This window comes from Streptomyces sp. NPDC052101 (genome assembly GCF_040680235.1).
Classification (GTDB): domain Bacteria; phylum Actinomycetota; class Actinomycetes; order Streptomycetales; family Streptomycetaceae; genus Streptomyces.
This window is the reverse complement of the sequence record NZ_JBFAWH010000094.1, coordinates 1-4,974: the sequence shown is the minus strand read 5'-3', so window position 1 is coordinate 4,974 and position 4,974 is coordinate 1. Positions and strand designations below refer to the sequence as shown.

The 4,974-nt window shown below is 74.0% G+C and carries 4 protein-coding genes; 2 read left to right on the top strand and 2 right to left on the bottom strand.

What is annotated here, in order from left to right:
* Together AB0L75_RS43795 and AB0L75_RS43790 are read right to left on the bottom strand one after the other, a co-directional pair.
* On the bottom strand, positions 1–659 hold a 659-nt coding region (locus AB0L75_RS43795; RefSeq protein ID WP_365191888.1), incomplete at its 3' end, for an FAD-dependent oxidoreductase.
* Positions 659–2,086, bottom strand: coding sequence for an FGGY family carbohydrate kinase (locus AB0L75_RS43790; protein ID WP_365191887.1), 1,428 nt, complete (start codon positions 2,084–2,086; stop codon positions 659–661). The genes AB0L75_RS43795 and AB0L75_RS43790, both read right to left, overlap by 1 nt.
* Before the next feature lie 287 nt (positions 2,087–2,373).
* On the opposite strand from AB0L75_RS43790, the gene AB0L75_RS43785 reads away from it, so the two are divergent.
* Both AB0L75_RS43785 and AB0L75_RS43780 read left to right on the top strand, forming a co-directional pair.
* Positions 2,374–3,360 carry a hypothetical protein gene (locus AB0L75_RS43785; RefSeq protein ID WP_365191886.1) on the top strand — a complete coding sequence of 329 codons (987 nt, stop codon included), beginning with the start codon at positions 2,374–2,376 and terminating at the stop codon, positions 3,358–3,360.
* A 52-nt stretch (positions 3,361–3,412) separates the two neighbouring features.
* Positions 3,413–4,945 carry an amino acid permease gene (locus AB0L75_RS43780; protein ID WP_365191885.1) on the top strand — a complete coding sequence of 511 codons (1,533 nt, stop codon included), beginning with the start codon at positions 3,413–3,415 and terminating at the stop codon, positions 4,943–4,945.
* Positions 4,946–4,974 lie beyond the last annotated feature (29 nt).

Below are 4,974 nucleotides of genomic sequence, written 5' to 3'. Positions count from 1 at the left end.
ACGGTGTCGGCGTGCAGTCCGGCCGCGTTGACGAGGTGACGGGCGTGCAGGGTGCCGCGGGAGGTGGTCAGGCGGTGGCCGTGCGGTGTGTGACTCGCCTGCTGCACGGCGGTGTTCAGGTGCAGGTCCACTCCGGCGCGCACGGCCTGGGTGGCGTACGCCAGTGTCGTCGTCCAGGGACAGATGATGCTCTCGCCGGGCACGTGCAGGGCGCCGAGCGCTCCGGGGCCGAGGTGGGGTTCGCGGGCGTACAGCTCGGCGGGGTCCAGCGGGCGCGTCTCGTGGTAGCCGCCCCGCTCGGCCTTCTCGGCGAGCCGGGGCAGGGCGGCCAGCTGGTCCTCGTCCCAGGCGACCAGCAGGGCGCCGACGCGTTCGACGGGGATGCCGGACCGGGCCGCGTAGGCGCCGAGCCGTGCGTAGCCCTCGCGGACCAGCCGGGCCTCCAGGGTCCCGGGGGCGGCGTCGAAACCGGTGTGCAGGATCGCGGTGTTGGCCTTGGAGGTGCCCTGGCCGACGTCGTCCTGGGCCTCGACGAGGGCGATGCCCAGGCGGGGGTGGCGGGCGAGTTCGCGGGCGAGGGCGCAGCCGACGACCCCGGCGCCGACGATCGCGACGTCGTACGTCCGTGGGGGCAGCGGGCCCTCCGCGCTGACGGTCATCAGCCGATGAGGGTGGCCACGGCGGTGCGGAATCGGGCGCGGTGCCCGGCGGCCTCGTCGGCGCTGATGCGGGGTTCGTACACGGCGGCGGGCTTCCAGTCGGGCAGGGCCTGTTCCACGCTCAGGGTACGGTCCGCGCCGAGGCGGGCGAGGGCGGCCGCGCCGAGAGCGGTCGCCTCGGGCAGCGCGGACACCTCGACGGGGCGTTGCAGCAGGTCGGCCTGGGTCTGCATGAGCAGGGCCGAGCGGGTCAGACCGCCGTCGACGCGGAGCGTGTCCAGCGGGGCGCCGAGGTCGGCGGCGGCCGCGTCGGCGAGTTCGGCGACCTGGGCGGCGATGCCCTCGCACAGGGCGCGCACCACATGGCCGGGGCCGGTGTCCAGGCCGAGTCCGGTGAGCGAGCCGCGCAGGTCGCCGCGCCACCACGGGGCGGCGAGTCCGGCGAGGGCGGGCACGAAGGTGACGCCGCCGCTGTCGGGGACGGCGCCGCCGACGGGGTCGAGGTCTGCGGCGGAGGAGATGATCCCGAGGCCGGTGAGCCAGCGGACGGCGGAGGCAGCGGTGTAGACCTGGCCGTCCAGGCAGTAGCCGGTGCTTCCGGCGAGCCGCCAGGCCACGCAGCTGACCAGGCCGGAGGTGCCGCGCCGGGGGCTCTCGCCGGTGTGTGCGAGCAGGAACGCGCCGGTGCCGTAGGTGCACTTGGCGGCGCCGGGCGCGGTGATGCGCTGGGCGAGCAGGGCGGCCTGCTGGTCGACGATGAGTCCGGTGAGCGGGATCTCGGGGCCGAACGCCGTGGTGGTGCCGATGTGCTGGACGTTGTCGACCACCTGCGGGAGCCGTTCGCCGGACAGGCCGTAGACGTCCAGCGCCCTCGGGGACCACTCGGCGCGGTCCAGGCCGAGGAGCTGGGTGCGGCCGGCCGTCGCGGCGTCGGTGACATAGGCGCCGGTGAGGCGGTGGACGAGCCAGGCGTCGGAGGTGGTGACGACGCCCTCGCCGGTGAGGTGGCGGCGGATCCAGGCCATCTTGGGCGCGGCGAAGTACGGGTCGAGGGGCAGTCCGGTGAGTTGCCGCAACTCCTCGGCGTGCGCGGCGAGTTCGGTGCACACGGTCTCGGCGCGCCGGTCCTGCCACACCAGGGCGTCGGTGAGCGGGCGGCCGTCGGCCGGGTCCCAGGCGAGGACGGTCTCGCCCTGGTTGGCCAGCCCCAGCGCCACGACCTCCGTGCCGGCCTCGGCGAGCGCCTGCCGGCCGGCGTCGACCACGGAGTCGTACAGTTCGGCGGGGTCCGCCTCGACCAGTCCGCCGGGCAGATACCGGGGGTGGACCTCGGTGAAGCCGGAGCCCAGGACGCCGCGTTCCGGGCAGACCACGAGGGCCTTGGTGCCGGACGTGCCCTGGTCGACGGCGAGCACCGGACCCGTCATCGCGCCTTCTCCCACTGCCCCGTACCGAAGACCCGCTCCGCACGCACTCCGGCGCCTTTGAAGATCACCGCGCCAGCCTGCCGCCGAGACGAGACGGCGTCAAGGACCCCCGGGCATTCAACTTGCCTGAATAAATGGTTGAGTTGGCAACAATGGCAAGGCGGAACACACGCCTCTATAGTGACCGCCGACGAGCGCCCCACACCTCGATCTCCGCCCACAGGAGGGCTGTTGCCACGCCACCCCGCCAGCTCGCCCGTGCGCCCGTGGCCCGGGGCGGACGGCTGATGGCCAGAGAAGGACCCCGTCCCTCCTACGACCCCGCCGGCCCCGACCACGCCCTGCGCACCGCGCTCCAGGACCTGCGCACCGGCCGCTGGATGGCCATGCGCGCGCTGCTCGCGGACACCGCGCGGGGGTGGCAGTGGACCCAGCGCACCCAGGTGCTCGCGGCGGCCGCGGCCGGCACCGACGTGGTGCGCGCATGGCTCGCCGAGGAGCCGGACAGCGTGCACGCGGCGGTGATGCACGCCCGGGTCGGTGTGGAGCGGGCGCTGCGGGCGCAGCGGGAGAAGCACCGCCGTACCCATGAGCTGTGGATCGAGGCCTGGGACGCCGCCCAGTCCGCCACCCGGATCGCGCCGCGGGACCCGGTCCCGTGGGTGTGCCTGCTGGCGCTGGCCCAGCTGGATCCGGAGCAGCGCTGGGAGGAGCACCGGGCACCCGCGCCCGAGCCGATGCTGCCGCCCGGTCCCTGGGGGCTGCTGGCCGAGGCCGGCCGGCGCGACCCGTACAACCGCGAGGCCCACCACCGGATGCTCCAGTTCCTGTACGCGCGCGGCGGCACGGGCCGGCTCGCCGAGGCCGCCGGTTATGCGCAGTGGGCCGCCGGGCAGGCACCGGCCGGTTCCGCGCTGCATGTGCTGCCGCTGTACGTCCGGGTCGAGCGCTACCGGCGCGACAGCGGGCACGACGCGGCGCTCGACCTGCACTGGGTGGCGGAGGACGCAGCGCGCGAGGCGGAGCGGGCGCTGCACTCCTGGTTCGAGCGGACGCACCGCGCCGAGCGCTCCCTGCCGGATCTCAACCATCTGGCGCACGCCCTGTGGGGCTCGCTGCAGTTCCCCGACGCGGCGCGGGTGTTCGACGCCATCGGCCCGTACTTCACACCGCCGCCCTGGATGTACCGCACGTCCGACCGGGGCCGTGCCGTGGAGGTCTTCACCCAGGCCCGGGAGCGCTGCCGGGCGGCCGCGGACGGCTCCCGCCCGTGAACGTCCCCTGAACGTGCCCTGTCCCCCCGCTCCTTGACCAGGAGGTCCTCGCATGTCCGCCACCCCCGATCCCTCGCCCGCCCCGGGCCTGCCCCAGCAGGACGAGGAGCAGCGGCTGCGCGAACTCGGCTACCGGCCGGTGCTGGCCCGCCGCATGGGCGGCTTCGGCAACTTCGCGATCAGCTTCTCGGTGATCTCGGTCCTGTCCGGCTGCATGACCCTGTACGGCTTCGGCCTGAACACGGGCGGCCCCGCCGTGATGCTGTGGGGCTGGGCGGGCGTCGGCCTGTTCGTGCTGTGCGTCGGCCTCGCCCTCGCCGAGGTCACCAGCGCCTATCCGACCTCCGGCGCGCTGTACTACATGGCCGACCGGCTCGGCGGCCGGCGCTGGGGCTGGTACACGGGCTGGCTGAATCTGCTCGGTCTGCTCGGGGCGATCGCCGGCATCGACTACGGCGCCGCCCTGTTCACCGGGGCGTTCGCGAACCTGCAGTGGGGCTTCACGCCGACGCCCGGCAAGACCATGCTGATCTTCTGCGCCATCCTGCTGCTGCACGCGGTGCTGAACCTGTTCGGCGTCCACCTGGTCAGCCTGCTCAACTCGGTCAGCGTGTGGTGGCATCTGGCGGGCGTCGCACTCATCGTCGGGGCCCTCGCGATCGTCCCCGACCACCACCGGTCGGCGTCCTTCGTGTTCACGAAGTTCGTCAACGAGACCGGCTGGCACAACCCGGTCTACGTGGCGGCGATCGGCCTGCTGCTCGCGCAGTACACCTTCTCCGGCTACGACGCCTCCGCCCATCTGTCGGAGGAGACCTCGCAGGCCTCGGTGTCGGCGGCGCGCGGCATCGTGCGGTCCATCTGGGCGTCCTGGATCGCCGGCTTCGTGCTGCTCGCCGGTCTGACCTTCGCCATCCAGGACTACGACGCCACGCGCACCACCGACACCGGGGTGCCGCCCGCGCGGATCCTGCTCGACGCCCTCGGCACCGGCGGCGCGAGCGCGCTGCTCCTGGTGGTGATCATCGCCCAGCTGTTCTGCGGCAACGCGGAGGTCGCCGCGGCCAGCCGGATGGTGTTCGCGTTCAGCCGCGACGGCGCGCTGCCCGGCTCGCACCTGTGGCGCAAGGTGAGCAGCCGCACCCAGACGCCGGTGGCCGCCGTCTGGCTGGCCGTCATCGTGGCGGGCGTCCTCGCCCTGCCGTCCCTGTACTCGGCGACGGCGTACAACGCGGTGACCGCCATCAACGTCATCGGTATCACCCCCGCCTACGCCATCCCGGTGCTGCTGCGGCTGCGCGCGGGCGACCGCTTCCAGCGGGGGCCCTGGCATCTGGGGCGCTGGAGCCGGCCGATCGGCTGGATCGCGGTGGTCTGGGTGGCCGCCGTGACCGTGCTGTTCTGCCTGCCGCAGGCCTCGCCGGTCACCGTCGACACGATGAACTACGCCTCGGTCGCCCTCGCCGTCGTCCTGGTCCTGGCGAGCGTCTGGTGGTACGTCGCCCGCCGCTCGTACGGCACGCCCACCGCCGCCGCGTACGGCAGCGACCGCGACCAGGCCGAACTCGCGGAGGGCATCATCTGAGCCGCTGCCGGAAGAACGCCGGTCCGGGT